Origin of the sequence: Shewanella nanhaiensis (genome assembly GCF_019457885.1) — a bacterium.
Taxonomy (GTDB): domain Bacteria; phylum Pseudomonadota; class Gammaproteobacteria; order Enterobacterales; family Shewanellaceae; genus Shewanella; species Shewanella nanhaiensis.
On record NZ_JAHZST010000022.1, the window covers coordinates 1 to 26,118 of the forward strand.

General features: G+C 40.1%; 21 protein-coding genes, 1 other RNA gene and 1 pseudogene. 16 read left to right on the plus strand and 7 right to left on the minus strand.

What is annotated here, in order from left to right; translation table 11 throughout:
* Positions 1–105: 105 nt before the first annotated feature.
* Both K0625_RS21445 and K0625_RS21450 read right to left on the minus strand, forming a co-directional pair.
* A complete protein-coding gene (locus K0625_RS21445; RefSeq protein WP_220111509.1) occupies positions 106–378 on the minus strand; it encodes an SRA domain-containing endonuclease in 273 nt (90 codons plus the stop codon).
* A 192-nt stretch (positions 379–570) separates the two neighbouring features.
* On the minus strand, positions 571–903 hold the full coding sequence (locus K0625_RS21450; RefSeq protein ID WP_220111510.1) for a hypothetical protein: 333 nt from the start codon (positions 901–903) through the stop codon (positions 571–573).
* 297 nt (positions 904–1,200) lie between these two features.
* On the opposite strand from K0625_RS21450, the gene K0625_RS21455 reads away from it, so the two are divergent.
* The 14 genes and pseudogenes from K0625_RS21455 (at position 1,201) to K0625_RS21520 (ending at position 20,437) form a co-directional block, all read left to right on the plus strand.
* On the plus strand, positions 1,201–4,689 hold the full coding sequence (locus K0625_RS21455; protein ID WP_220111511.1) for a hypothetical protein: 3,489 nt from the start codon (positions 1,201–1,203) through the stop codon (positions 4,687–4,689).
* 2 nt (positions 4,690–4,691) lie between these two features.
* Positions 4,692–6,647: a hypothetical protein gene (locus tag K0625_RS21460; protein ID WP_220111512.1), complete on the plus strand. Its 1,956-nt coding sequence runs from the start codon at positions 4,692–4,694 to the stop codon at positions 6,645–6,647.
* Positions 6,648–7,039: 392 nt separating this feature from the next.
* Complete coding sequence (locus tag K0625_RS21465) at positions 7,040–7,993, plus strand: hypothetical protein (protein WP_220111513.1); 954 nt, start codon at positions 7,040–7,042, stop codon at positions 7,991–7,993.
* A gap of 126 nt (positions 7,994–8,119) precedes the next feature.
* On the plus strand, positions 8,120–8,320 hold the full coding sequence (locus K0625_RS21470; protein ID WP_220111514.1) for a helix-turn-helix transcriptional regulator: 201 nt from the start codon (positions 8,120–8,122) through the stop codon (positions 8,318–8,320).
* Positions 8,313–8,804, plus strand: a complete 492-nt coding sequence (locus K0625_RS21475; protein WP_220111515.1) for a helix-turn-helix domain-containing protein — start codon at positions 8,313–8,315, stop codon at positions 8,802–8,804. The genes K0625_RS21470 and K0625_RS21475 overlap by 8 nt, the downstream gene beginning before the upstream one ends.
* Positions 8,788–9,891 (plus strand): tyrosine-type recombinase/integrase, encoded by a 1,104-nt coding sequence (locus tag K0625_RS21480; RefSeq protein WP_220111516.1) that lies wholly within the window; start codon positions 8,788–8,790, stop codon positions 9,889–9,891. The genes K0625_RS21475 and K0625_RS21480 overlap by 17 nt, the downstream gene beginning before the upstream one ends.
* 163 nt (positions 9,892–10,054) lie before the next feature.
* On the plus strand, positions 10,055–10,621 hold the full coding sequence (locus K0625_RS21485; protein WP_220111517.1) for a recombinase family protein: 567 nt from the start codon (positions 10,055–10,057) through the stop codon (positions 10,619–10,621).
* Between the two features lie 236 nt (positions 10,622–10,857).
* A complete protein-coding gene (locus K0625_RS21490; protein ID WP_220111518.1) occupies positions 10,858–11,772 on the plus strand; it encodes a toll/interleukin-1 receptor domain-containing protein in 915 nt (304 codons plus the stop codon).
* A 510-nt stretch (positions 11,773–12,282) separates the two neighbouring features.
* A complete protein-coding gene (locus K0625_RS21495; RefSeq protein WP_220111519.1) occupies positions 12,283–12,849 on the plus strand; it encodes an SLATT domain-containing protein in 567 nt (188 codons plus the stop codon).
* A gap of 33 nt (positions 12,850–12,882) precedes the next feature.
* The gene (locus K0625_RS21500) at positions 12,883–14,157 is read left to right on the plus strand and encodes an SIR2 family protein (protein WP_220111520.1); all 1,275 of its coding nucleotides are present in this window, start codon (positions 12,883–12,885) and stop codon (positions 14,155–14,157) included.
* Positions 14,157–16,115, plus strand: a complete 1,959-nt coding sequence (locus tag K0625_RS21505; protein WP_220111521.1) for an ATP-binding protein — start codon at positions 14,157–14,159, stop codon at positions 16,113–16,115. The genes K0625_RS21500 and K0625_RS21505 overlap by 1 nt, the downstream gene beginning before the upstream one ends.
* A 118-nt stretch (positions 16,116–16,233) precedes the next feature.
* Positions 16,234–16,521, plus strand: a pseudogene (locus tag K0625_RS21510) (type I restriction enzyme endonuclease domain-containing protein); the annotation flags it as partial.
* A gap of 3 nt (positions 16,522–16,524) precedes the next feature.
* Positions 16,525–19,080 carry an McrB family protein gene (locus K0625_RS21515; RefSeq protein WP_232847229.1) on the plus strand — a complete coding sequence of 852 codons (2,556 nt, stop codon included), beginning with the start codon at positions 16,525–16,527 and terminating at the stop codon, positions 19,078–19,080.
* The gene (locus K0625_RS21520) at positions 19,070–20,437 is read left to right on the plus strand and encodes an McrC family protein (RefSeq protein ID WP_220111522.1); all 1,368 of its coding nucleotides are present in this window, start codon (positions 19,070–19,072) and stop codon (positions 20,435–20,437) included. The genes K0625_RS21515 and K0625_RS21520 overlap by 11 nt, the downstream gene beginning before the upstream one ends.
* Before the next feature lie 134 nt (positions 20,438–20,571).
* On the opposite strand, the gene K0625_RS21525 is transcribed toward K0625_RS21520, so the two are convergent.
* From K0625_RS21525 to smpB, 4 genes are all read right to left on the minus strand, one after another.
* On the minus strand, positions 20,572–21,882 hold the full coding sequence (locus K0625_RS21525; protein ID WP_220111523.1) for a hypothetical protein: 1,311 nt from the start codon (positions 21,880–21,882) through the stop codon (positions 20,572–20,574).
* 250 nt (positions 21,883–22,132) lie between these two features.
* The gene (locus K0625_RS21530; RefSeq protein WP_220111524.1) at positions 22,133–23,326 is read right to left on the minus strand and encodes an integrase domain-containing protein; all 1,194 of its coding nucleotides are present in this window, start codon (positions 23,324–23,326) and stop codon (positions 22,133–22,135) included.
* A gap of 165 nt (positions 23,327–23,491) precedes the next feature.
* Positions 23,492–23,847, minus strand: a transfer-messenger RNA (tmRNA) gene (gene ssrA / locus K0625_RS21535).
* Between the two features lie 110 nt (positions 23,848–23,957).
* Positions 23,958–24,452, minus strand: a complete 495-nt coding sequence (gene smpB / locus K0625_RS21540) for an SsrA-binding protein SmpB (RefSeq protein WP_012324154.1) — start codon at positions 24,450–24,452, stop codon at positions 23,958–23,960.
* A 223-nt stretch (positions 24,453–24,675) separates the two neighbouring features.
* Here smpB and K0625_RS21545 point away from each other — a divergent pair, with 223 nt between their 5' ends.
* Complete coding sequence (locus K0625_RS21545; protein WP_064791873.1) at positions 24,676–25,113, plus strand: SRPBCC family protein; 438 nt, start codon at positions 24,676–24,678, stop codon at positions 25,111–25,113.
* A gap of 16 nt (positions 25,114–25,129) precedes the next feature.
* Entirely contained in the window at positions 25,130–25,462 is a 333-nt protein-coding gene (locus tag K0625_RS21550) for an RnfH family protein (RefSeq protein WP_220111525.1), read from the plus strand.
* 72 nt (positions 25,463–25,534) lie between these two features.
* Here the strand turns inward: K0625_RS21550 and K0625_RS21555 are convergent, their stop codons facing one another.
* Positions 25,535–26,038, minus strand: coding sequence for an outer membrane protein assembly factor BamE (locus tag K0625_RS21555; protein ID WP_220111526.1), 504 nt, complete (start codon positions 26,036–26,038; stop codon positions 25,535–25,537).
* Positions 26,039–26,118: the final 80 nt, after the last annotated feature.

Sequence of the window (26,118 nt, forward strand, 5' to 3'; positions counted from 1 at the left end):
CGCTCTGTGACCTGTTTAACAGCTTCGATTTTGAACTCGTCGGGATATCGTTTTCCGCGCATGTAACACCTCATATTTTTGGTTCATTATAACTCTATGAAGTGTCTACTGTTCTAGGGGCTTACCATTATTAAGCGTTTTATTTTGTGCAAAGTTCAGGCTTTGATCGCCCTTAGTGCCCATCCCTGTGTAATGCAGCGTATCTATGTCCCATCTATCATCGTAAATAGATTTGATGTGATTTGAAACTATAACGAGTGAACGAGTAGAGTTAGACTTTCTCATTCCACCTTGAGGGCTACAGCCAAATGTATCACACAGTTGCTGGTTGTTTAGCTTTACCCCTGGAGTCAGTCTAGCTATTACACTTTTTACCATGTGATACCTATTCCTAAGGTTATGTTATAAAAGTATTTATATAACATATTTCTACATGAGTCGCTTCTCCGAAGCAACCTCAATTTTGGATTAGCTAGATTAAGTATGATGTGAGAATTCAAGCAAGATGAATGTCGGTAACCTATGCGAATAGGCTGGTGGAGGGACCTTGGACTCTAGGAAGGAATAAAACTAGTTCCAGCTCTTTGTGAAGCTTCCTTTTGAGCTTCGGTTTGCTAACTTAGCATTTGTTAGCAACCACTGAATAGTAGTCGAATTGCACGGTTTAGAATCAGGAATAATTTTGCGGATAGCCTTGATACTGATTTCCCCGCTGCTGATTACCGCAAACACTTCCGTCAGCTCTTCCTTTGAAACGAATTTTTTATTTGACTTGCCTATCCTATAGTAAATTTTTTCTTGGTATTTAATCGCCAATATTTCTGAAGTAGATCTTGGTTTCTTTACTGGGTCACCGACTCGTATATTTTCGAACACAGCTGATACAAACTCACTCTCGGTCATTACAATTACCATGTTTGATAGGCGTAACTGAAGTAAAGGTGATTAGGGGAGGATTATCAAAGATTATTGCTACTTGTTCGATAGATGGGCGAATAACAAAGCTAAATAATCTTGTTGGTTAGTTAAGCTAAATTCTCTTCATTCCTTGATATAAACCCTGTGTTTAAATATTCCTTTATGGCAGAATTATAGCTCGATAATTGTGCGTAACTGGTTGTAACCTCTTGAAAAGGACTTTGTCTGCTTAGGCAATTCATAAAGAGTATGCAGTTTAATTAATGGAATAAGGATTCGCGTATGAGTGCTCTGTTTAATACCTATGTTGAAATGGCTGGCCCAAGTGCTTGCGTGCTTGATGAAGGTTTTCTGGCTTTAGTTGATGCACAAACAGGCTTGGGTAAGACTTATCAGGTAATTGAGCTTCAACTTGAGCACCTTATATCCGATTCAACGAAAACTCTGATTTATGCGACTAACTTAAGAGTGAACGTAAAAGAGGCATATGAAGATTTGAGTCAACGGATTGATAATCATAAAACTTTAAGTAAAAAGCAAAAGGCCAGACTTAAACGTAATGTCATCCTAATTCCGGCTCAAGAAACATGTATTAGAGAGTTGACCTGTGATGACTGGAATATCGTTTTCAATATCTTAGACGTTCATGAGCGGCGAGAAATTAAGAAAGCCCTAGATAAAGTCGAGTTAATTGAGCAGGCAAAAGCGGGTAGTAATTCTATCGCATTTGACGATGAGCTTCGAAATAGATATGGAGCTATTTTTACTTCCTTGAAGTCATACCTGAGGAAAAAGAGCGATTGTGGTGACGATGTGAATGACGTCCTAAATCGAATTTTCCCGGCAAGAATGATAGATAAAGGGCAAACTCAAGTACTCTTTATGACAACTTCTAAGCTACTTTACCCTTGGCATGGGATTCATAGTACTTATAGGATTAGTGATTTTCTTGAAAATTCACTGTTAGTTTTGGATGAGTTTGACCGTCAACAAGGTGAATTCCTAACCCATCTCATTAATACAGTTTCTGATTACGACATTATCGTTTTGACTCGAAAATTTTACGCTAGTTTCGATAGCTTCAAGATCCAGGGCTCACCTGAGTTTAAAGGGGTTGATAAGTGCTTCGATAGCTTTCGGTTGTCGCTCCAAAATCACAAAAGCAAGTGGAAGGTTAATCTCAGGCCATATATTACTAATGCGACGGTTCAAAAAGGCAGCGAATACCATAATCGTATTTTTACTCTTTTATCGGATCGAATGTCCATTCACGCGATTAACTTCAAACATGAAGAGTTGAGGTCAAAAGTTGACCTAGTAAATGGTAGTCACGAAATTGGGCCAAACGGGGAAGATAGTGCTATTCAGTTTGTGAACAATGGCGCCCAGCTAGTGAGAGCATTTTGTAATGGAATGCTAAGTGCAGTGCTAACTCTTAAGACAAACATCGAAAAGTCTGGAGATACTAGAGCGTACACTACAGAAAATTTGGTCGAAAAAATCCTTAACAATCTTGGCTTGCCTGAGTTGACGAAGAGCATTATGTCTCTGATATCGGCGAGGTTGAGCTTTAAAGTTCAGAGTGAGTTTAAATCGTACAGCTTTCATGATAGCGGATACGAGATTGCAAATATTTCAAAGTATAGCGAAACCGATGACACTACAACTGCTTCGACATTTGATTTGGCATTGACGTCAACTGGGTTGTTAGCACATTGGGTATTATCTGGCGCCAAGGTACTTGGTATTAGTGCGACAGCCACCAGCGAGACAGCTATTCATAATTTCGATCTCAAATATTTACAGGACATTCTCTCTGAGCGTTTGCTTTTGCTTAATGAGGTTCAAAAAGCTTCGATTCAAGAAGAGTATTGTCTCAAGCGAAGGTATAAGGAAAATGGGATCAAGATTGCAGTACAGAGCATCTCTCAGCGAGTTGATTGGGGTGGTGTAGGATTACTTTATCAAGAGTTTAAAGGCGTTGCATATTATCCTCAGATATTAGACATGGAACTGTGTCAATTACTTGGTATTAATACACCTGAGAGCCTACCGTTTGCGCTCAGCAGAGTGGACAAGCTCGTGGATTCTATTAAGCGATTCTCTGAGCATCCCTGCAATCGTTATCATTTTTGCATGCTTAACAATAGTTACAAAAGTAAAGAATTTCACTCGTTTATGGCTTTTGTTAGCGAGAAGTTTGGTGTCAGTATTTTTGAGAATATTAATGCGGCGTCCTTTAGAAATGATCAGTTTCAAGGTGTGTTAGACCAACTTGAAAAAACATCACGAAAAGTAGTTGTTATTACTAACTATCAGGCGACAGGGGCTGGACTATCACCGTCATATCAGATTACGGAAGGCCATGGCTTGACCTTTATTGGACCTAAAGACAGTAAGCCGATCCAGAATAAGACAGATATTGACTCTATATATTTAGAGCAGCCTAAAAGCCTAATTGGGAGTCATATTTATGATGACCATGCAAAAAGTGATAGGGACCTCGCAATCAAGAGAAATATTCATGATGCGCTGATGATGCACGAAAAAGGGATTGTTGTAGCGAACGAAGTAAAACGTCAGCTAAGGTCGTTTATTTCTCCAACAGTCAACAGCTGGGCTGTTAGCTCCATGATAAAAACCTATAAAGGCAGTGAAGATTATCGATATTCAGTGTATCGATTTATAGAGCAAGCTGTTGGGAGGATGTGTCGCACTGAGTGGAAACAAGACGAGATTTCAATTATGTATGATGCCGAGGAGGACTTTGCCGAAACCTTAGCAAAGGACAACCGCGATCTCTCATATTTGTCATTTGAGTATCAAGAGCTGATAACGGAAGTTAAGAAAAACATTAAAGTCGCTGCTCAAGAAAAGCAAAGCATCTCATACAACCCACGAGCATCCCGAAATTATGCTCATATTCAACGATTAATAACCAATGTATACGAAGACCAGAACCCGAATGCAGTAGGACAGTATCAAAAGCTGCGAAAATGGATGCTTAAGGCACCAGCAATGGACCGTGCTCCAGAGGGAGAAATGGTTCGCTATTATATTGAACCGAAAGTTCGACTTGGCAAGTATCATTACCAGATAAATTATTCTGATGAAAAAGGTATCACGGAGATTTTTGTTGACCCTTCAGATACATCTGGCCTGCGTGAAGTATCTGAAAACTCAGCTAGATTATCAACCTTACTGCGTAATCCAATTGTTAGTGAACACTTTATGAATGAAGGCTTTGCTAGTTCATTTCATGATGGGAAATACATCTTAGCCCCCGCTATGTTTGACATATATATGGGCGCACTGGGTGAGGAAGCTGTATCGGCTGTATTGCGCTATTTTGAGCATGAGCTAAAAGAGATGCCTCAAGGTTGCATTGAATGGTTTGATGGGTACCTAGCCGTTGGTAATAGAATATTACTTGTAGATGTAAAACATTGGGACCTTAGTCATGGGTGTTTGATTTATGATAATACTCTTGCGAAATGTCGAGATAAGCTGAAAAAAATTCGACAAGCTCCTCCCGAAGCGTTCTTGGGGAAAACTATTCAAGCTCTGTACATTAATACCGTTTATGAAGATGCAACGGTATTGATTAGTCGGAAGTTTTCAGAAGTTAAAGACATGTATGTAGAGCATGAAAACCTTTTTGATGCTGATGTCATTGAGGTCCCAGGAATTATAGATAAGGCAACGGGTGCTAACAATGTCCCTCCTATGTTGCATCTATGTGATTTACTGAGTGATATGGCGGAGAGATGATAATGAGCAGAAGTTTAACAACATTGGTTGATCTTAAATTTAATTATCCGGCCCTAAATCTTAGGTATTTGATATACCGAGTTTCGTTAGATAAAAAAAACGGCAAACAAGATTATGCTGGCCAGCTTAGCTTTATTGACAGAGAGGTATCGCCCCAAGCTCTTATTCGTCACTCAGGTTATTATTGGATCCTTGTAGATATAGACAAGAAGGTGAGTTCAACTTCAGCGAAAGTTTCTTTTGAACAAGTAAAGTTTGAAGATTGCGATACTCTGTCACTAGGCCGCTTACTCATTCGGGCATTAGGGAAGGTCGCGCCTGATGAGTTTTTCTCTGGCTTAGGTGAGACATATTTGTTTGTTGAGCCGGATAAGTTCTTCGAGCATATCGTTTATAAGTGCTTGAAGTTTGATCTTATGGAAAGCGTGCGATTTGATTCTTTGTTCATTGACATGGCAGGAGTTACATTCTCTCCTATTGAGGCTGTTTATAAAGCTAAATATCAAATCGATAAAGCACCGAAATTTGAATTTCAAAACTCCACTGGTTTACTACGCAGAAACCCAAAGGGCAACCTGATGGTTTATAGTCCTGGAAATAAGAAGTTTACTACTTATGCAATAGATATCTCTGGTCAAAAGCCAATTTCATTGCTGAAGACTAAAACTGGCGCCATTTATCAATTTGTTAAGTTAATGAACAAGCACTTTTGTGATGTACTTGAGCTGAAACTTAAGCCAATAGAAGCTGATTGGCGTGAGCATTATCAAAAGAAAGATATTGAAAAAGTTTATCGGAAAATCTATGACGTTATTGATTTGGCTGGTGGTTGTCAGGTAGTAAATGCATCGATGCATTCTAATGGCTTCGAAAGATTGAAAGCTGAACAGTGTCCTGTGAAGGTTGAGTTTGTTGATGGGGATATCTTTGATAAAACAAAGCCGACATTGGTTGTACTGGACCCTGCTAAAGAATACGAAGGCGCTGGAAAGGTAGATCCCAAGCAGAGTTACTATTCAAAAGATACTGCTGTACAGAGTGTTTACAACTCAACCATTATCTCACAACGACCAAATAAAAATGGTACAGAGCTTCAACCTCTTATCGATACCTGGGTTAAAGAATTGGCCATAAAGCAGGAATGCTTGCATGGACAGTTTTCAATTCAAGAGTTCGTTGAGGGTTACTGGTTTGTCGAGCTTGATAAAAAGACTTTCAGCTATCATGTATTAAAGTGTGAAGAAGGTCATTTTAAGTATGAAGAACATGATGAGTATTATTTTGATGAGCTAAATATAGTTTTACCAGAGAAACAAAGGTTTTTTGAAACACTTCAGTATGTCATTGATATGTCGGGTGATGAGCCACAAGTTTGCACAATAGTGCATGAGGGAATCGCGGTAATCCCTGATGCAGATAAGTTATTTGCTGTACTTGAACGTTTGGAGAGAAGTGACAACCAAGGTATGAGCAGGGAATATATCGATGGGTATCTTTCTTCTCTTGGTAGGTCGGATGATCCGATAGTGGATAAGCTCCTAATTATGTTGGAGAGAGCACCTTTCAAAACAGAATTTTATAAAGAAGACCTTAAGCTAGCTAAAATCGGTTATCGGTCTAATGCTGAAAAAGCATTAGTTAATGATTATTTCGATCAAACGGGGATTATGTTCAATTATTCTCTGAAGGGAGAACACAACGAGTACTTGGAGGCCCTTACAGGCCATTTCTACGATGCTGAGCATTCTGCCTACTTCGTTGGCAGTGAAAAAGGCGGATTTAAGTTTAGTAGAGGTCAATTCAATCATATCAGGTACCTTGAAGGCCCTGACTGCTTAAAACAAAAGTGCTTAGAGTTGACCAAGAGCTATTTTATTCGAAACAAACTAGCTACTGTAAGGCCATTTCCTTTCAAGTATTTAGCACAATGCAAAGACAATCAAAAGTGGCACAGTTAACAAGTCTTGGTTAGTAGATTTAGCCATAGAGCTACAGTGCTTTAGTGATTAAAAATGTTTTAGAATGAGAAGTTCTGGTAAGTTATTGTTTTTCTTGGGTGTACTGTGAGTCTATGTTGAAGGATTGGTCCGATGGTGGCATAAATGTAGTAGGGTTAAACATTTATGCTCTTAGATATCAGCGATACCTCCCAAACTAGTAGGCTTTTCACATTAATAGGGCTGTTTCTATGCCACCATATCCGGATGCGAGACTACAACCTACCCCCGGTCTTCATATTAGTTATTTTCTATTCATAGTCAGTAGAAACAAATCACTTTCTACTATTGGAACAAAGGTGTGAAGTTAATTTTCAATGAGTAAGTTACTTAAATTAAAACAGTTTTTCACTATGGAAGAGGCTGTGGATTACTTGTCATCTTCTTTGGAAGAGCAAGTCTCTTTGGCAACACTCTATAGGTTTGTACTGGATAAGCATCTAACCTTGTCAGTTCGGTTGCTTAATCAGGCATATGCGTTAGGCGGACAGTTTATTACTCCACCATATAGTGACATTAACTGTTACCCAGTAGAGTATGACTTGGCAACGAACGAGCCTTTAGATGAACCATACATTATTCCTTTAGATAGTGCCTTGCAGGTAGAAGAGAATAAGTGGCTTGCATTTGATGAAAAGGTGCATGTTATAGATGGTATTTGGGATTTAACCATGATTGGTATGGAGTCTTTAGATGTCGAACACCAATATCAAAAAGAGTTAGGTGGATCCGAACCATTGGTCGCTCCAGTAAAAGGGGTCTTTCTTAAGCAAGAAGAACTGGTTTGTAAACTTCAAAAGAGCCTCCCCCCTGAACCTACAGATGAAAACCGGGCCGCTTTACAAAAGGAGCTGGAAAGATTCTTACACCCCAAAGGCCTAACACTAGATGATTATTTAAATTGTGATGATATATCAGAATGCTTAAGCAATGCCGAAATCGACTCCTTAGAGCAACTGTCTGAAATTATGCAAGATGGGCTTCCTGATTGTGAGAAATTTGAAGATTCGATAACTCTTGAGGAGCATAGCTATCAATTTGTCATTAGAACCAATGAGCTCACACGCTTTGTGCAATCGCTAGACGAAGAAAATTTGGAGCCTGTTCAAACAGAGAAACCATTGGGCACAAGAGAACGAAACTCTTACCTCACTCTCATCAGTGTATTGTTCGAAGAGCAGGGGCTAAACCCTTTCCTTAAAGGTCTCACATCTCCAATTAAACTAATGGCCGATAAAGCTGGTATGTCAATATCGGAGAAAACCATTCTAAAAATAATCAATGAGGTGCGCGAGATTAAAAGTTGATATGACCTAACTGATTTAGAGAAAAATAAAAACGCAATTGCGCTTTTGCTTTCCGCAATTGCGTTTTCTACACCTCTCTTTTGCATAACCTCTTCGCTGTCCCATGAACAGTTAAGAGGTTTTTTTATGTCCAAAATAATTTTACGACTACCAAGTGTTAAATATAAAACAGGTCTATCGCGTAGCAGCATCTATTTACGTATTGCTAAAGGGGAGTTCCCTGAAAGCATCTCATTAGGTGATAGGGCGGTCGGTTGGCTTGAGTCTGATGTTGAGCAATGGCTAGATGATCGAATTGCTGCAGCTAAGAGGGCTAACGATGAGTAGTCGTAACAACCCTAATCGAATCAAAATTCACCGTAGTTATACCGTTATTGAAATTAGCGAAACATTGGGGGTCCACCCCAAAACTGTGCGTAACTGGATTCATGCTGGCTTGTCAGTTATCGATGAAACCCGTCCTTTACTAATTCAAGGTGCTGACTTGAAGCGGCATTTAAAACAGAAGCGCAAAACATACATGCAGCAATGTGAACCGAATGAATTGTACTGCTTCAAATGCAAACAACCCAAAGCACCAGACATCAAATCACTTCAGTTTGTTGCAATGCCAGCTGGCATGGCGCATATGAAAGGCCGTTGTGATGAGTGTAGAGGCAAGGCAAATAAGTACGTTTCTTGGCGTGACGTTAACCAAATTTGGACGGAACTAGGGGGGAAATTACCGATAGCAGAGAAACACTTAATCCTAAGGGGTCAAAAGCCCTTAAATTATCCTTTAGCTAAGGTATTTGATGATGAAAAAAAGTAGTACAAAAAACGCACGAATACTGTACGAGTATGCAAAGTATTTAAGGGAAGCAAAACAGCTGGATGACTCAACGATTGATGGTGTAATGAAATCAATTAATCGATTTGAAGAGGCAACAAATTATCTCGACTTTAAGAAGTTTCGGGATAAGCATGTTATCGCTTTTAAGAAACAGCTTCTTAATAGTAAATCAATGGTGACAGGCGATAAGTTGAGCAAGGCAACGGTGCTGACAACCATGCGACACATGAAAGGTTTCTTCCAATTTCTGGTAACGCAAAAAGGCTATCGAGCCAAAATTAACTATAGCGATATTGAGTATTTCAACCTCTCAGAAAAAGATACCCGTATTGCCAATACCAAGCGTAAACGAAATGTGGCGACTGTTGAGCAAGTTTTGCAGACTTTGGGATCTATGCCATGTGACACAATATTAGAAATGCGTGATAGAGCGTTACTTGCTTTTGTTCTCCTTACTGGTGCAAGAGATGGGGCTGTTGCTTCGGTTAAAATCAAGCATGTTGATCTGGCTGAGAAAAGTTTTTATCAGGATGCAAGGGACGTAAATACAAAGTTTAGTAAAACCTTCACCACTTACTTTTTTCCAGTAGGTGAACTGCCACCTAAGGTTTTGACGGAATGGATTGAGTATTTGATTAAAGAGCTTGGGTATAAGCAAAATGATCCCCTGTTCCCAAAAACTAAGTTGGCACATAACAAAAACCAGCAATTTGAGGTAGCTGGTTTACTAAAAGAGCATTGGAGTAATGCAACTCCAATCCGCAAGGTCTTTAAACAAGCCTTTGAAGCTGTTGGTTTACCTTATTTTAATCCCCACAGCTTCCGTAATACTTTGGTAAGGCTAGGTGAAAATCTTTGTCAAACGCCTGAAGAGTTTAAAGCATGGAGCCAAAACTTAGGGCATGAAAGCGTGTTGACCAGCTTTTATAGTTACGGTGATGTGCCTGATTACAAACAAGCCGAACTATTGCGTAAGTTATCCAAGCCAGCTGAAAGTACCTCTTCAGATATGGAAGAGCAATTTATGCAATTTAAACAATTTCAAAAAATGATGGAGAAAAAATAAAATCCATCAAATTGACCTGAACAGCTGGTATCAAAAAACATTCGTATATTGATACCAGCTATCTTAACTTAATATCGGTATCATAAAATTAGGGTATGGCTTTAATGATGCTTTAATTATATGATACCCCAATATTTGATACCTTCCATAAAGTGAGTGCCCCATGCGTATCTTTTCCTATTGTCGTGTTTCTACAACAGAACAAACAACCGAGAATCAAATTCTTGCTATCCGACAAAAAGGCTATGAAGTGAATGATGCTCGTACTATCAGTGAAACGGTCTCTGGATCTGTTGAAGCGATGAAGCGTGAAAAGTTTAAGATGCTTATCAATCACCAGATGGAAAGTGGCGATATGCTGGTGGTCTTAAAGCTAGACCGATTAGGTCGAGATAACATTGACGTACAAAACACCATTAACCTCCTTACAGATAAAGGTATCAAGGTTGTTTGCTTAGATTTACCTGTAGCCGACCTATCAAGCGCTGAGGGTAAGTTGATGCTACAGATGTTCTCGGCCTTTGCTGAGTTCGAGCGAAACCGGATTAGAGAGCGTACAAAAGAAGGGCTTGAGCGAGCTAAAGCTCAGGGTAAGAAGCTGGGTAGACCAGCAGCGCATAACACCACCGCTTTAGTGCAAGCCAAAAAAGCTGAGGGGTTATCTCAATCTAAAGCAGCAGAAGCATTAGGCTTGGGGATTGCGACAGTGAAAAGGCATTGGAACAAGTAAAACATTAATTTATGAATCGCTGTTCATTTGATTCAATTATCTATTTTTAAGGTTGTGGCTTAACTCATTTCTGCCCTAAAGCGTGTTAGAGCTAGGCTTAAAATGACTGTATATTACCTTTAGAAATATGTCTAAGAATTTAGTGAAAGCTCAAACTGAAAGAATGGCAATAAATTGGACGCTCGTGTAACTTTCAACAATTCTTATAGAGCGCAGCCTAAACTGGAAATGAATACATGAAAACCGACCTATTTATTTCGTACGCGTGGACATCAAACGCCCACCGGGAATGGGTTCGCCTACTCGCGAGCCAGCTTCACCTAATTGGTTACGTAGTCAAAATCGATGAAGCTGTTGACTATGGGGCAAGCTTAAGCGGCTTCATGCAAGAGGTTACCGAAGCCTCTCATGTACTGTTGATTGTTGACGAAAATTATGTAGAACGAGCTAATAATAAACCAGATTCAGGGGTTGGCATTGAGACCAAATGGATAAGCGAAACTTTTGTGAGCAAACCTGCCACATGGTTGTCAGTTGTCTTGGTTCGAAATCCTGAACGTAAGTTACCTAATTGGCTTAATGCTCATAATCCAAAGGGGTTCGACTTTAACTCCAGTCCTGAAAATAATGAGTTTCCAGGAGCTGCCCAGATCGACGCAATTTGGCGATGGGTTGAGGATCTGCCTGCTGATAAGAATCATGCGGTTCCATTATCGGTGCTTCGTAACCGTGCCGGACGGCTTGAGCGTATTAATGCTCGGCGCGACCCTGGGCATTATACGAATCCAACCCTTAATGGGCGTGTAACTTTTTGCTATAAAGATTATGCTCACTATACGGTTGGCAACGGTGAGTACCAGTTTAAAATAAAATTCAGTGGGTGCTCTCAGAATAGTGTTCATATCTATATAGATGGTGGTCTCAAAGCTGTCGGGTTGATCACTGGTCCTAATTTTGATCCTCTTACTGTCGAGTCCTTCCTAACATTGGGTCGTGTTGTTTCACCAATTGAGGGGCAGAGAGCAGTTCTCCTTAACTCCTACGGAGCTCTCTGTGTTATATCAATTGAACAGGTGCAGTGCGAGGTCAATGCTAAAGAGTATGTTCCAGAGCATGTGACGTTCACTTATGAAGTATTAGTGCACCATTAAGTCTAGGGAGAGGTTTGTCGTTTCCCTTGATGCTCGTTTTGTATACTCATAAATTAAATTGGAGTAACAAATGCACTAATTTTGTCCAATTTAACCCCAGGAAGTACATCATTAACTTGATCTGTATTAACCTATTTTAGCTTTAACAAAATGGATTGAAAAATTAATGACATCTATTTGTAAATATACGCAGTATAGACGTCAGTTTTTTAACAACTTTTGCTTTAAATTATCTGGATTTAGGCGAAGTTCATTATCCAATATTTAACTTAAGGCTCATTTTATAGCTTTTAGTCGTCAAGTACTGATAAGTCGGCAGTATCCCAATAGGTTAGAAGTTCCATAATGTAAAGTTAGAGAAAATACTCCTTTATACCTCGTTATGTGATTTTGCGTAAACAGAGCTACGAAAATTCAATCTATATGTTTTGCTATTTACGATCAAAATCATATTCAAGCTATTGATTTACATGTAAAGTACAAGGTCTCAACCCGCAATTTTTAGCATTAATGAATCAAAGAATACAAGAAGATACTGAATATACGCCCCCTGAATTAATCAGTGTATTACACTCATGGCTTGAACGTTGTCGTGATGCGCGTGATGGCCATTACAAGAGAGCAGAAAAGCTATTTGAGCTGTCACAAATGATGGGTTATGTACTCATCTATTCAACTGTTTTTGTCACAGTATTCTCGTTTGCTGATCATGACGCTACAAATACTATCTTTGGTATCAACAAACAACATGTTGTGGTGTTATTTGGATGTATTGCAGCAGTTATATCAGGGATAGTGACTCAATCAAGATTTGGTGAAAGAGCTGAAATGCATCGTTCATCTGCTGCCCGGTATGCTAACTTGTCTAGAGACATTGAAGAGCTGAAAATGAATATTAATGCCGGCCTCATAGTCGATGATGCACTATCTATTCAAACCCGCTTAATCATCAAAGAATGGAATAACTTATCTGAAGTCTCGTTGTTAACTCCGAATAACAAAACTCATACAAAACAAACTTATCACATCCTGATAGCGATATCGTTCATCACCATTTTTTTCTTTGTCGCTATCTAATGATGACAAATCGTAGTATAGGAATCTCTAGTCATGTGTGATTGTACAGACGAGAAGCTGCTCACGAAAGACCTGCTCATTTTCAAACAAGGTCAGGACTCACTTTTTGGTGATTCTGATGGAGATGAGGTGAAGCTTGAGAAGATTAGAAGTAAGGTGTCTGATCTTACTAACATCAAAAACCTTCACTTCCTCTTAGGTGCAGGAGCGAGTGCTGATGCAATACCAGCAATGGAGCCATTGATAAAAATTGTTGAGGAAAAGGTAAATAGTGACAATACTGAAGCCGATATAATACGAGAGGAATGCACTTTTAGTCATCATGATCTGAAAGCTGGATTTCAGGTTGTTAAGAAACATTCACCTAAAAACCTTGAGAACATATTAGGAACGCTCTATTCAAAGCGTTCCTACCAGAATGGGGTTGGAGAAGTTGATGAAGTTAACGATTACTTAATTAACTTAATCGAATCTCAGATTTATACTTCTATCAATATCGACTGCAATGCAAAGAGTGCTGAAAAATCGCTTAGCTTATATAAGAAGCTATATCAAAAACTTTCACAGAGAAACAAGGATCTTGCTAGGGTTAATGTATTCACTACAAACAATGATCTATTAAGTGAAACAGCCCTCGGCTATCAGAATGTCAACTACAACAATGGGTTCAGTAGTGGTTTAACTCGAACCTTCAATCCTGCGCGTTTTTCTTACACTTTTTCCCGTAAAGTTGACTCTAACATGGAGAAGTACGAACCATTAGAGAACATGGTCTATCTATACAAGCTGCATGGATCAATTAGCTGGATTGAGTCTGATGATAACTCCTTTTTCAATATAAAGGAGGTCGATGTTGAACCAACTCAAGCACCACCTGAAAAGAATATTCTTATCTACCCAACTCCTCTAAAGCAAAACAAAAGTTTGGGATCTCCTTATGCTGATTTGATTCGGGAGTTTCAAAACAAATTACAGCTTCAGCATGGGGTGTTAATTGTAATTGGCTACAGCTTTAGTGATGAACACATTAACAATGCTATTTACGCTGCACTCGCATCGAACTCAAGCTTAAGCGTAATAATTTTTGGAGACTACCACCCTTCAGAAAACCTTACAAAGCTAACAGACAGGCGTATTTATCAAGTTTCTGGTGAGATAGTTCAGAATATTGATGGGGAAGAAAAGGCCGTAAAGATACACTATTTTGAATACATAGTTAACAATCTGATACCTGATCTGGATAGGAACCGTGACAGTGACTTACTTGAGGACTTTATGCGATCACTTAAGAAGGCGAGGAGAGAGTAATGAGAGTTGGAAAAATCACCTCTGTTAACTTTAACCAGTTTAAAGCTAAGGCCTCAACAGAAGTTAGGGGGAACTCTGTCAATCTTGCTGGTGTTATCTACTACTTCGGTAATATTGGTAGTTATCTTAAAACTACTAACTCGATTGGTGAGCAACTAATCTGTGAAGTGGTTTCTATCTTTGACGGTGATATGAAGATTGATACAGCTGCTTATGACGTAGATAGCAGCAGAGAGATACTTCTAAAGCCAATAGGTACTATTACGCGTGACGGACGCTTTAATCTAGGGGTAGGAATCTTTCCTTCTATATACAGCGAGGTGAACATTGTAACTCATGAAGATATGGAATTAATCCTTCAAAACAACAAGGATAACGAGTTGTGCGAGAAGGTGCACCAAAGCTTTCATTTGGGAGTGAGTAAGAACTTAATCAACTATCCCATCGATATATCGATCAATTCATTTTTCAACATTCACTCTGCCATACTTGGCAACTCTGGTAGTGGTAAATCGAATACTATTGCTCACATTATTCAAGAGATTCATAAGAAAAAAGACAACTCGGCTATTGGCTCTAGAATCTTGATTTTTGACGTGAATGGCGAGTACCGCAATGCTTTTGCGGATCATGAAAAGTGCCAAAACTTAAAAGTCCGATTTCTTAAACCAAACATCAAAGCCGCCGAGGATGGTTATGAGCCATTCGCTCTTCCCCACTTCCTGATGAATATAGATGAATGGAGTGCCTTCCTAATGGCAACGGATGCTACTCAGCGTCCATTTTGGGATAAGGTTCTACAGGAGAGCTATAAGTTCTACATGATTTCAACTCGTGAAGGGGATGAACGTCAAAAGTTAATTAACTATTTTAGATTTAAAATTTGCAACCTGCTCCAAACCTTACATGCTCAAGGCGACAACGAAACAACTATTATTACCGCAGCAAAGAGCATTATCTATGGTGTAGTTGAACTGATTAAATCAGATGCTGATTTAGATAAAGCTTGTCAACAAGAAGGTATTATCTCCGATCTGAGAGAATTATTCCGTAATTGTACTATTGATTACGGTGAGAATAAGGGCAAGCTTAAAAAGGCTTTACAAGCTGTTCGTCAGAAAGTGAGCGATGAGTGTGTACGTGAGGTTATGGATTACCGTGCTACGAATGAGGAGTTCTTCGACTACCGCTTCCTAAAACAAGCGGCAAATATGGCTCTACTCGAAGAGGATGCCCGAGGTAACGGTCGAATTAGAGAGTACACATCCACAATGATGACTCGATTGGATTTTTTCCTTGATAATGATAATTGCTTATTCATGAGAGAAAGCCCCCCAAATGTTAGGAAGATGAAGGATTACCTTGATTGGCTTTGGCAGTCTAAATGTGCAGTTCCTTCGCAGACTAACATGATTATTATTGATACCAGTGAACTGTCCAGAGATGCACTTGAAACGTTAACTTCAGTAGCTTCTAGACTACATTTTACTTACAGGAAAAAGCTTAAAGGTTCTCAAAGGCGTGAGAAACCAGTCCATTTGGTCTTGGATGAGGCCCATCGCTATATTAAGAAGGATTCAAAGTATCTCCTGAGAGAGAATATTTTTGAGCAAATAGCTCGCGAAGGACGCAAGTACGCTCTGTATCTATTGATTTCTTCACAGCGTCCGTCAGAATTATCTGGAACAGTATTATCACAGTGTTCTAACTTCATAATTCATCGTATTCAAAATGAAGTCGATATGAACTATGTCCAATCTATTCTGCCTTATTTCTCGGATGATTTTGTAAACAAAATCAAACAGTCAGCTCCAGGTGAAGCGCTGATCTTTGGAAACTGTGTTTCAATGCCTTTACATGTACGTATCAAGCTGGCATCTCCAGAGCCAAATAGTGAGAACTGTAAAGTGCATGAAGAGTGGTTTAAAGTATTTCCGCCACCCCCACCAGAGCTCTGATTGGACATATTGTGAATAGGGGGCCTTTCTTAAATAGGCATAACTGATTTTCCCCTAACAATATAGAACTTTTGGCAATTTAATTAGTCACCCATAATAGTGGTTATTTGAAGACTTAGGTATCAACTTAGAAGAGAAGGCATTCCTCGATATCTTGAAGCACATGCGCAAGAAATATGAGTTCACCTACGATGATGACAAGCAGTTAGAACTCGCCAAAGAGATGAAAGTCACCGTCGATGATGTAGCTCAATATCCAGACTGGGCAGGGTGTGATGACATTAAAGCCAAGTTGAAAGTGGACTTAATCTTACTACTACACAAATACGGTTTCCCACCAGTAGCCAACGATGACGTATACAAAGGCGTGCTAGAGCAGGCTGAGAACTATAAGAAGAATAACTAACTCATGAATGTAATAAAGAAGTTTCTAATCGATTGTGGTTATACGGAAGAGTTCATAACTAGGACTGACGTAAAGTTTAATGACCCTAAATTAATAGAGCTCATCGAGAGCTGGCAGTACCAGCCAAGTATTCGGAAATTTGTAGAGTTTGCAGCAAGATTTCATTTAACACCTTATTCTGGCAATAGAGAGTGCTTGCTTTTTAAACTTGAAGTATCGGGAAGTGCGGTACGAAATACCGTTATAGGTGGATTTAATGGTAATAAGCAAGAATTTGAATTTGCTGGGACTCGCCTAAATCCAGAGAAAATAAACCCAGCTCTGAGCTCTTTCTCAAATTGGCAGCTTGCAACTGATGAATTGGCATTATTGGCGCAACAACTAGATGTCTTTTTTGATGAAAATGAAAAGCCTACACCTAAATACTTTTGGGTGAAAATGAGTCGACCTGACATCGACAACGTACTCGAAAAGTTATTGGGTAAGTGGTTAGACGGTGTTAAAGGAAGCGATTCAGGTACTTCAATGTCTCTTCAAGAATACTTCCTTGATGTCTTTGAAAGCCGAGGTGGTAATGATGGAGAGTGGGTCGGTGAATACCGTAACTACAATCAGTTGTCAGCCAAAGAGAAAGCTTCAGATGATCAGGCTATTAAGGAATTATGGACCAAAGGCACAACATGGGTTGCCTCAATTAAAAACGGAATTATGAGTGGCGATGATTACCGTAAATCAGAGCCTGACTTAATCGAATTCACTCGCATGCTGATCGAGGGCACTTCAGCGGAGCTTTACCAGCAATCCATTGAGTTACTAAACCGCCTGCTTAACGAAGGCAAAATCTCCCGTCGATATTGGGCAACGACGAACCGTGTTTTTGCCTCATTGCACCCGACCGAACTATCTACAACTGTAGCGGAAGATGCGTTAAGAAAAGTCTACCAGTATCTAGATGCTAGGTTTTATCTAAGGCTAAAGAATCCAAGTTCTATAAATTGGTATGGGCTTAACCAAGAGCTGCTCGAAACGATTCAACCACTGTTAAAAGATGTAATGGATACCGATGCTATTAATGTGACGCTTTGGTACATCTATGAATCTTTAAGTAAAACCAGTTCAGTCGATAATTTTGAAGTCCGAGAACCCGCATCTAAATATGGTAAAAAAGTTATGAAATCACCCCTAAATCAAATTCTATATGGACCTCCTGGAACAGGTAAAACTTACCATACCATTGAAGCCGCGGTAAAAGCAGCTGAGCCTGATGAGTATGCTGGTCTTGGTATTGAACCTAAGTTGGGCGCGAATGAAGATCAGCGTCTATTACTTACTGAAATGTACAGAACATTGAGTGATGCAGGTCGAATTCGATTTGTGACCTTCCATCAAAGTTATGGCTATGAAGAGTTTGTTGAAGGGGTGAGTGCGAAAACCGAAAACGGTCACATTTCTTATTATGAGAAAGATGGTGTTTTTAAGAGCATAGTAGAAGAAGCCAAAAAAAGGCAGGAGACACGAACGACGGACGAAAAACACGATTTCGATACCTTATGGAACCGATTTATAGAAAAGTTATCAACCTCTGAAGAAGGGGTAAAGGTTGATACGATACGTACGTTCTTCATGGTTACTGATGTTGATAACAACACCGTACGGTTCGAAAAAGATAAAGGGAATTCGACTCACTCATTGAGTGTAAAAACGTTGAAAGCGATATTTAACGGAGAGCGTGAAATTAAAGGCGGTTTGAACCCTTATTATTCAGCACTGATAAAACATCTAAAACAGCTTGCCCAGGCACATAGTGAAGTGAAAACGGAGCGACGAAACTACGTCTTAGTTATCGATGAGATCAATCGAGGTAACATTTCTAAGATCTTTGGTGAATTGATTACGCTTATCGAACCATCTAAACGTAAAGGTGCAAATGAAGAGCTAGAAGTGATTCTACCGTATTCAGGGGACACTTTCTTTGTACCAGACAATCTTCATATTATCGGCACCATGAATACCGCCGACCGCTCTTTAGCCATGATGGATACAGCGCTGCGTCGTCGCTTCGACTTTAAAGAGATGATGCCTAACCCTGACGTGTTTGAAGGTAGAGAAGTTAAAGGAATCAATATATCCCAGTTACTGAGAGCATTAAATAAACGCATTGAAGTGCTCTACGATCGTGAACATACTTTAGGTCATGCCTTCTTATTTCCTGTATTTAATGAGGATGATGAAAACAAGGCATTTGTCGAGCTACAGGCTGCATTTAAGAACAAGATCATCCCTCTGCTTGAAGAGTACTTTTACGAAGATTGGAACAAAATACGCTTGGTGCTTGGTGATAGCTTGAAAGATGATAAAAAACTCCAGTTTCTTGAGGTGCAAAAAGACTCATATTTAGATCTCTTTGGGGATAATCACGGCCTAGAGTTGTATGAGGAAGCTAAAATTACCTATCAGGTTAAACCGTTTGAAAGTACTGACTCAGTATGGAGTAGAGCGGAAGCTTACATTGGTATCTATTCACCTAAAGCCATGATGAGTGAAACCAGTGAGGGCTAAGAAAGAAATCACCCTATTTGAATTTGATTGTTTAGTCAGTGATGACAATGCAGCCAAGTCAGGTTATGACTCAACTGATTATTCGCATATTCAGGTGGTCTCAAATAAAGCTTTTGAGTACCTAAAATCCCTTTGTTTAAGTGATGAGAGTGAAAGTAAGCTGTTGCAGCTACGTCGTCGCCGTAATATGGAAGTCCTGCAAGTCCAAAACTACGCAGGGGTGATATTTACACCGGATAGAACCCAAATTGAAGTACTACCTAAAGTTGGTAAGGGTTTTAAAGGGGAGGGGGCAGACAATAGTGAAAGTGCTTATGAAAAGGCCCGAAAATCATTATTAGTTATGCTGAGAGCTTTAAAGGGCTTTTCTCATATTCAAACCTCAAGTGCGAATATTGCAAGCCAGAAAATGCCACTGCTGGAAGTGTTTATTAGCCAGTTTATAAAATCGGTTAATGTACTAGTGAAGAGGGGCTTGAGGAGTGACTATGTTCGTCGCGAAGATAACCTAGCCTTCTTGAAGGGGAAACTCAATGTAGGTAAACAGGTTAAGCGTAATTACATCAACAAACACAAATTCTACTGTGAATATGATGAGTTTTTACTTGATCGCCCTGCCAATCGCTTACTTCATTCAGCTCTGTTGAAAGTGAAAACTATCAGTCGTAGTGCTGCGAATCAAAAGCTTCTTCAAGAACTAGAGTTTGTCTTTAATGAGGTGCCTCAAAGCAGTGACTACAAGTTGGATTTTACTAATGTGAAGCTCGATAGAGGGATGAGCTACTATCAGGTGCCACTTGCGTGGTGTAAGCTGATATTAGAGGGCTTATCTCCACAAAGCATGAAAGGTGAATCACATGCAGTTTCTTTGCTATTCCCTATGGAGAAGGTGTTTGAAGACTACGTTGCTAAGGTATTAAAAGATCAGCTAGCGGTGACTCACCCTGAACTTTCCATTAGTTCGCAAGTTACTGGTGAGTATCTGGCTAGTTATGATGGACGAGATAAGTTTAGCCTGCGACCAGATTTGGTAGTTAAACATGGGAAGAGTAATCAAATTGTACTTGATACCAAGTGGAAGCTTCTTGATACCACGTTAAGTAATTCAAATATCTCACAATCAGATATCTATCAGCTATTTGCATATGCGAAAAAGTATCTTGGGGCTGATAATGAGGGACAAGATGTTGTGCTTATCTATCCAAGCCAAGATAACTTTAGTGAACCGTTATCGAGTCCATTTGAATTGGGTGACGGGCATAGGTTATGGGTTGTACCGTTTGAGATTATTAATACTAAAGCGGCAGGTATTAATTGGCCTCAAAGAGCTAGGGAAGTTAATAAAGTGCTATGTTGAATTAGTCATCATAGCACCTGTCTATTACTAAGACTGAATCGATACCTCTTTACTAGACACCTCCTAGTCCAAGCTTAGGTGAGATTTGTCCATAAGACTCGGGGCAGTCCAACAATTTGTGTTCATGGCAGAAACTAGGTTAAGTAAGCAAAAGCTGGTAGCTCGAATAACTCTCTTGTCTCTGCTTTCTTTTGCCAATGATATACACCCTCGAAGTCGAAGCGCTCAATTAATTCAATTGCTAATCCTTCATGATGCAGAAAGAACAGGCCCTTGAGTATGTTGCTAAAACAATTAGTTTTATCAAGCAAGTGCATAAAACTACCTTTGGTATTTTCGGGAGCTTTAAATATTACATTGGCATTTCTAAGAGCCCGCTTGTATCCAGAAGTAAAAATTTCAGAAAATATCTCATTGGAGTGATAAAACATAGTTTCTAACCCTGCAAGATATTCTGGGGTGAGTATTGCTGAAGTGTCTTCCCAAATTGCTGCTTTCAACTGGTGGCTTTCCGCAAGGCGCTCAAAGAAGTTATCTACTAACGATCCACTGGTTGTCACTGTCGGGGTAGTCGTCTTTTCTTTAGCATCATGATGATATTTATTCCATTGAGTGAAAAACCAAATCAAAAAGTCTCTATCTAAGCCTGGTAATTCAATCGAAATTCCAATTAGTGGTGCCATTTCATAATGGTTCTTGATGATATTTATAGCTTTTGTGAATTCATTGTTAGATATATTGAGTTGGGTTCTGAGATCGTTTTTTTTATCTTTAAAAGAAGGTTCACGCCATTTATTTATCGTAGGCAACTCAGATGCGAGTTGAAATAGCTGGGCCCTAGAGAGATTTTTAGTAAAAGAGCCGCGTGAATACTCCTCTGTCAGGTACTCACTTAGGCTTAGTAACCTATCTAGGTTTTTCTCAAGAGCATTAAACTTTGTCTTCAAGGTGAGGAAATTTATTACGCTGACGTCAACTAAGTGCTTTTGGCTTTCAATGCTGTAGGGGTATCGAAATGTTTGACCTGTAGCATCAACCTCTGCAATATCTTGGATAGTGGGAGATACTTGGTCATTAATGCCTTTGTATCGATTGTCGAATCCTTCTGAATTCTTTTTAAAAAAATCCCAGATCCTACCAATGTCATGAGATCCAGTTAAATCGAACTCAAGCCTTTGCCCTCTGATAGCAGCGAGGTTAATAAGTGATTGAATTGCGCCTTTCAAACGTAGTTCAACTGAGTGGCGCATGTTGAAGCATACAGGGTAAATCAAAAAGTCCACAGGGTAAGTGCAAAGATCACTAAGGGCCTGATCAATTAACATGTTAGCTGACTGAGAAAAACCTTTAGCATAGTGTTCAAAGCCTACTGAACCATTGTTCCCTACACACGCGTTTGCCAAAGCAGGCTCGCCGCCCGAAAAGGTTGCATTTTTTTTCATCATTACTATTCACTTCGTCCTTGTTATGTAAATAATACAGCATGAGTTGAATTGACTTAGTTTAAATTTTTTTCTATGTGGGCTTGTTCACGTCTTTTTTAAGATAATTTGAAAGTCAATTCACGGTAAGCGTCTGGTTTACTAAATATAAAATTACACTTTTAACTCCCTAGAGCCTTATGAACAAACTTCACCTAAGCTTTATTGCGTAGGATATGTTCATGATTGACATATCCCATAATTACTTTAGCAATCACACTGATTGACAGATACGCTCACTCCACCAGCACATAAGCTCTCTGCGCCGTTCAATGTAGTCGGCGCGGTTATATGCCGCTCTTACGGTGTTCTTATCTACGTGGGCGAGTGATACCTCAATAAGCTCAGCATCAAAGCCTTGTTCGTTTAGTGTAGTGCTGGCTAATGCACGTAGCCCGTGGGCCACTAGACGGCCTTTGTAGCCCATACGCTTAATAGCCATATTGGCCGTTTCGGTGTTGGTGTGGTTATTTTTGTTTCTATCTGCAGGGAATATGTATTCCAAGTCACCACTGATCTTCTGCATGCGCTCTAGTAGTGATATAACCTGTGGTGTGAGTGGGATGATATGCTCACGCTTCATCTTCATGCGCTCTGCAGGAATAACCCATATTTTCTTATCAAAATCAATTTCAGCCCACTTAGCCATAGCTGCTTCCGCTGGGCGAGTCATGGTATGTAATTGAAGCTCTATCAAGCAGCGAGTTGTTAGCTTGATACTCGCGTAGGACAGCGCCTCCATAAGCTCAGGAAGTTCATCAGGTTTAATTGTGGGCATTTGGCGTTTTTCTGGAATGCCAAATGCTGCAGCTATGCCAATAAGCGGGTTTGAGTGGATTAGGCCAGTATTGACTGCAAAAGTCATTACTTCGTTTAGCCAGCTGATCACGCGCTTGCAGGTTTCTACATTGCCTTTAGCTTCTGCTGGCTTGAGTACTTGAATAACTTGTGGGGCGGTTAAGGCACTGACCGGTGTTTCACCTAGGGTTGGGAAGAGGTAAAGCTCAAGGCGACGATACAGCTTTTGGCCGTGATTTTCAGAGACCTTTTGCTTTTTAATTTCAAACCAAGCGTCAGTTACCGATCTTAGGGTGTTTTCTGCATCGGTTTTTACAGCAGCTTTTTGTTGCTGCTGGTGGTGTTGTGGATCGATACCTTGAGCAAGTAACTCTCGGGCAGCTTCTCTTCGCTTTCTTGCTTCAGCTAGTGGCACATCAGGGTAGGTGCCTAAACCTAGGTTTGCTCTTTTCTTGGTGACAGGGCGTGAGTAATTAAGCAGCCAAAACTTTGAACCACTAGTTTTGATCCTAAGTGATAGTCCTCTACCATCAGAGAGGTTGTATTCTTTTTCTTTAGGTTTTGCGTTCGCAACAGCAGTAGCAGTAAGAGGCTTAGTAGTATTGGCCATTAATGTAACACCCAAATCGTGAATTGGCTCCGATGTTACATTAGGTGTTACATAAATCTCAAGCTGCTATGAAATGACAATAGACGTCAATGGACGCTAAGTCATTGATTTTAGTTTTTTACAGGCAGAAAAAAAGACGTCCTGAGACGTCTTTGTTCCTATATTTGGTGGAGGCGGCGGGGCTCGAACCCGCGTCCAAAACACCTACATCCAAGGCGCTACATGCTTAGTCTCTCTTTTGGTTAACCAAGTACACTCCGAAAGACAGGATTGCAATTGGCGAGTTCAGTACTGTTTCGCGGTTCACCCCTGAACGTGGTTCCCTCGCTATCAAATGTAAAGGTGACCATCTTAATACTCTGCCCATTTGAGAAACGTGAGCAAGATGGCTAGCTAGCCTAAGCTGCTAGAGCGTAGTTATCGTCGTTTGCAACTATAACTGTGCGGCTTTTTACGAGGCCAACCGCCCCTCGGCATGCTCCCAGGGTTTCGAGAATCTTGTCGAATCCAGAATCGCCCCCAAGTACAATTTGATTGTAACGCGACAACTCTTGCTTTAACAAGGATAAAAATCGCATTGGCAACCGTTTGTTCGTTATACGTACGTTCTTACATACATATGTGTTACTTATTACTGTTGAACCGCTTTTTTCATGGTTCGTGCTTTTTCGATCTGCCACTCTCGGTCTTTGGTATCATCACGCTTATCGTGCTCTTTCTTACCTTTACCAAGGCCTATCTCTATTTTTACCCATGCACCTTTTTGCCAATACATCGAGATAGGGACAATAGAGTAACCTTTACGATCAACCAGTCCTTGTAGCTTATCTAACTCTTTGCGTTTGAGTAGCAGTTTGCGTGAACGCATAGGATCACAAACAACATGGGTGGACGCGGTATTCAGTGGGGCTATGGTACATCCGAAAAGGAAGGCTTCACCCTCTCTCATAAATACATAGCTTTCAGACAAGTTGACCTTGCCCATACGAATAGACTTAACTTCCCATCCCATTAGGGATAGACCTGCTTCCATCTTCTCTTCGAACTTGTAGTCGAATGTCGCGCGTTTATTACGTGCGATAGATGCGGAGGAGTTTTTTGATTTTTTTGCATTTTTCTTAGCCATAGGCTGGCTATTATACTCAGAGAGAGAGTTTTTGGAATTCCTGTTATCGATTAATTTTTTATTTTTGTGGAATAATGCTGGATCTGATGGCTTTTTGTTCAAGCAGCTTAAAGGTTTGAGCGAAGAGGGCGAAAATATACGTTTTTCTAGGTTCGTGTTAAGATCATTGAAAAGTGATAGCGCATCTATATTTTCTAGATGACAGTTTAGGTAATAGAGTCAAATGCCCCAGATATCCCGCAGTGTGTTAGTACGCTTTAGTGCTATGCAGATGTATGAAATAGTCAACGATGTAGAGTCCTACAAAGAGTTTTTACCAGGCTGTGTAGGTGGGAAAGTATTAGAGTTTGATGGAAGCACCATGCTTGCATCTGTGGATGTATCTAAGGCTGGGATCAGCAAAACCTTTACCACTAGAAATCAGATTGTGCCAGGTAAGAGTATTCAGTTGGCCCTTGAAAATGGTCCTTTTAAGCATCTTGTTGGTGAGTGGCGCTTTACTGAGTTAACTGAAGATGCCTGTAAAATTGATTTCGAACTCAATTTCGAATTTTCCAGCAGCTTAGTTGATATGGCTTTCGGTAAAATATTTAATGACCTTATGACCTCTATGGTAACGGCTTTTACTGGCAGGGCAAAAGTTATCTATAGTGAGCAATAAGTAAAGAGAAGTGCTAATGAACATAGAGCAAGAGAATTTTTCAGTTGAAGTTATCTATGCTTTGCCTACTCAGCAAAAGCGAGTTCAGGTTAAAGTGGCGCCAGGCACAACCTGCATTGAGGCTGTTGAGCTGAGCGAGATGAGCAACTTTTTCCCTGATATTGACCTAGAAAACGTAAAACTTGGTATCTTCAGCCGTTTAGTGAAACATACGGAAGTCTTGGTTCCAGGACAAAGGGTAGAGATTTACCGGCCCTTGATAGCCGATCCTAAAGATGTACGTCGTAAGCGAGCTGAAAAAGCGAAAGATGAAGGGCGAATCAACAAGATCACAGGTGCAAAGATTTAACCGATAATGAAATTTAAAAAGGGGTTAATTCCATAGGAATTAGCCCCTTTTTATTAGCTCTGTTTTTAGCGATTACTCGAACTTTTTACTGGCCTGAGCTTCGGGATCATTCTCTTCAACAAGAGGTTTTGCGTCAGGGCGCTGCTCCGGAATTAAAGGGTCGAGCTGCTCTACCTCTTCGATGAGCGGTGCATCAGGGAGTCGACTCTGCTCCAGAGGTGTATTGAACTCCTCTGATAATTCATAATCACCAACAACTTTAGTTAACTGGTCATTATCAAAATGAATGATCAACTCTTTATGAGTAATACTGGCATCGCGACCACTTTTATAATGGTAAACATAGTACCAAGTGTCATCGGCGAAGCTATCTCGTAGCACTGGTCGCCCAAGAATATATTCAACCTGCTCTTTGGTCATTTCAACACGTAGCTTTTCTACCTGTTGAGTCTCCATATAGTTACCCTGGGGGATATCTGGTTTATAGATCAACCAGTCAAATACACCACATCCAGTCATGGATAACGAGAGCGCAGCAGCGCCCAAAAGGGTAAGACTTTTCTTTTTAATTGTCATTGAATACGCTACTTCCTAAAAATCTGCTGGTCATCATACCCAAGCAGTCCCTATGCTGACAAGGGTTATCCTTGCTCTGG

Excerpts from the sequence above, each read along its gene's own strand:
- K0625_RS21475 (WP_220111515.1), top strand. The coding sequence starts at position 8,313 with ATGAGTAGTCGTAACAACCCTAATCGAATCAAAATTCACCGTAGTTAT.
- K0625_RS21445 (WP_220111509.1), bottom strand. The coding sequence starts at position 378 with ATGGTAAAAAGTGTAATAGCTAGACTGACTCCAGGGGTAAAGCTAAAC.
- K0625_RS21555 (WP_220111526.1), bottom strand. The coding sequence starts at position 26,038 with ATGACAATTAAAAAGAAAAGTCTTACCCTTTTGGGCGCTGCTGCGCTC.
- K0625_RS21525 (WP_220111523.1), bottom strand. The coding sequence starts at position 21,882 with ATGATGAAAAAAAATGCAACCTTTTCGGGCGGCGAGCCTGCTTTGGCA.
- K0625_RS21470 (WP_220111514.1), top strand. The coding sequence starts at position 8,120 with ATGTCCAAAATAATTTTACGACTACCAAGTGTTAAATATAAAACAGGT.
- smpB (WP_012324154.1), bottom strand. The coding sequence starts at position 24,452 with ATGGCTAAGAAAAATGCAAAAAAATCAAAAAACTCCTCCGCATCTATC.
- K0625_RS21500 (WP_220111520.1), top strand. The coding sequence starts at position 12,883 with ATGTGTGATTGTACAGACGAGAAGCTGCTCACGAAAGACCTGCTCATT.
- K0625_RS21485 (WP_220111517.1), top strand. The coding sequence starts at position 10,055 with ATGCGTATCTTTTCCTATTGTCGTGTTTCTACAACAGAACAAACAACC.
- K0625_RS21455 (WP_220111511.1), top strand. The coding sequence starts at position 1,201 with ATGAGTGCTCTGTTTAATACCTATGTTGAAATGGCTGGCCCAAGTGCT.
- K0625_RS21495 (WP_220111519.1), top strand. The coding sequence starts at position 12,283 with ATGAATCAAAGAATACAAGAAGATACTGAATATACGCCCCCTGAATTA.
- K0625_RS21465 (WP_220111513.1), top strand. The coding sequence starts at position 7,040 with ATGGAAGAGGCTGTGGATTACTTGTCATCTTCTTTGGAAGAGCAAGTC.
- K0625_RS21480 (WP_220111516.1), top strand. The coding sequence starts at position 8,788 with ATGATGAAAAAAAGTAGTACAAAAAACGCACGAATACTGTACGAGTAT.
- K0625_RS21515 (WP_232847229.1), top strand. The coding sequence starts at position 16,525 with ATGAATGTAATAAAGAAGTTTCTAATCGATTGTGGTTATACGGAAGAG.
- K0625_RS21550 (WP_220111525.1), top strand. The coding sequence starts at position 25,130 with ATGAACATAGAGCAAGAGAATTTTTCAGTTGAAGTTATCTATGCTTTG.
- K0625_RS21545 (WP_064791873.1), top strand. The coding sequence starts at position 24,676 with ATGCCCCAGATATCCCGCAGTGTGTTAGTACGCTTTAGTGCTATGCAG.
- K0625_RS21450 (WP_220111510.1), bottom strand. The coding sequence starts at position 903 with ATGACCGAGAGTGAGTTTGTATCAGCTGTGTTCGAAAATATACGAGTC.
- K0625_RS21505 (WP_220111521.1), top strand. The coding sequence starts at position 14,157 with ATGAGAGTTGGAAAAATCACCTCTGTTAACTTTAACCAGTTTAAAGCT.
- K0625_RS21460 (WP_220111512.1), top strand. The coding sequence starts at position 4,692 with ATGAGCAGAAGTTTAACAACATTGGTTGATCTTAAATTTAATTATCCG.
- K0625_RS21530 (WP_220111524.1), bottom strand. The coding sequence starts at position 23,326 with ATGGCCAATACTACTAAGCCTCTTACTGCTACTGCTGTTGCGAACGCA.
- K0625_RS21490 (WP_220111518.1), top strand. The coding sequence starts at position 10,858 with ATGAAAACCGACCTATTTATTTCGTACGCGTGGACATCAAACGCCCAC.